The organism is Endozoicomonas sp. SESOKO2, from assembly GCF_024606245.1.
Classification (GTDB): Bacteria; Pseudomonadota; Gammaproteobacteria; order Pseudomonadales; family Endozoicomonadaceae; genus Endozoicomonas_A.
In genome coordinates this window covers 1-1,338 of record NZ_JAHHPQ010000355.1, presented here as the reverse complement: position 1 = coordinate 1,338, position 1,338 = coordinate 1, and the positions used below count along the sequence as shown (strand labels likewise).

Annotated in this window: 1 protein-coding gene; it reads right to left on the bottom strand. The window is 47.8% G+C overall.

The annotated features are described in order from the left end of the window. Nucleotides 1-1,289, bottom strand: a 1,289-nt coding sequence (locus KDK17_RS07980) for an F-box/WD repeat-containing protein (RefSeq protein WP_257287794.1), incomplete at its 3' end; no start/stop codon positions are given. Nucleotides 1,290-1,338: the final 49 nt, after the last annotated feature.

Sequence of the window (1,338 nt, the reverse complement as noted above, 5' to 3'; positions counted from 1 at the left end):
TCCTCACTGGTCGTTACCAGATGGCGGCTATCGGCGCTGAAGCTGGCGGAGGTAACCACCTCTTGGTGTTGAATGGTGTCTTTTAATACCCACTCAGCGGTTTGCAGGCCATGGATTTTTGCCTTGCTATCACTGGTAGTTACCACATAACGGCCATCGGCGCTGAAGTTGGCTGATTTGACCCAATAATCATGAATAATGGTGGTCATTTCTTCCCAGGATCCATTGTCCTGCAGGCCATAGATGATTGCTCTGTGATCGGCGCTGGCGGTTACCAGGTGGCGGCCATTGGTGCTGAAAGTGTAGTAGTAGATTATATCATCGTGGTGAATGGTGGCATTGACTTTCCATGATCCATCATCCTGACTGTAGAGGGTTGCATTGTTATCTTCACTCAGGATCACCAAATGACGCCCATCGGCGCTAAAGCTAACCGACGAGACCGGAGCATTGTGGTTAATGCTGTATTTTGCTTCCCATGAGCCATCGGTCTCCTGGCTGTAAATCTTCACCTCATTACTCAAACTGGCGGTCACTACATGGCAGCTATCGGCACTGAATGAGGCCGAGGTGACCCCATGATTATGGAGAATAGTGGCTTTTACATCCCATGATCCATCGTCCTCCTGAACACAGATTTTCGCCGTGCGATCGTCACTCCCGGTGACCATCTTACGGCTATCGACACTGAAGGTGGCTGATCCGACCCAACCACCGTGGGAAACGGTGGCTGTTTCTATCCATGATCCATCGGGCTTCTGGCCAGTGATTTTCACTGTTTTGTCATAGCCGGCAGTCACCACATGGCGGCCATCAGTGCTGAAACTGGCCGTGGTGATAGAGCGTGGACGGGTACGGGTAATTTCGGTTTTTTCCACCAACTTGAATTTTTCACATTGAGACATCAGTTTACTGTTGGTGAAAACTAACTGAACAGGAAAATAAACATTCTTTTGTTGTTTTATGAGTGACCCGATAGTGCCTATATCCGCAAACGGCTTCAACCAATCACGGAGTTGTTGTTCATCTTTTGTCGTAACAATGGTCTTTAGTTGATATTGGTTTAGTGATGGAAGCCGACGATACCATGCTCTTTCCAGAGCCTTATCGTTTTTTACAAGCTTGTGAAGCTGTTTGCATACCCTTGTTAAAGCTGTCACCCCTCGAAAATCCAAATAGCGAATAATTTTGGCATGTATCTCTTCGGGCAAATGGAATAATGTTGCTTCAATTTTGTCCTTTACAGTAACCTCCCTGCCCAGACTGACACCCTTTGGTGCTTCCTCCAATCGAGGTTGCTTAGGTGTCGGCGGGGCTGAAGAGTCAATCCTGGAATGT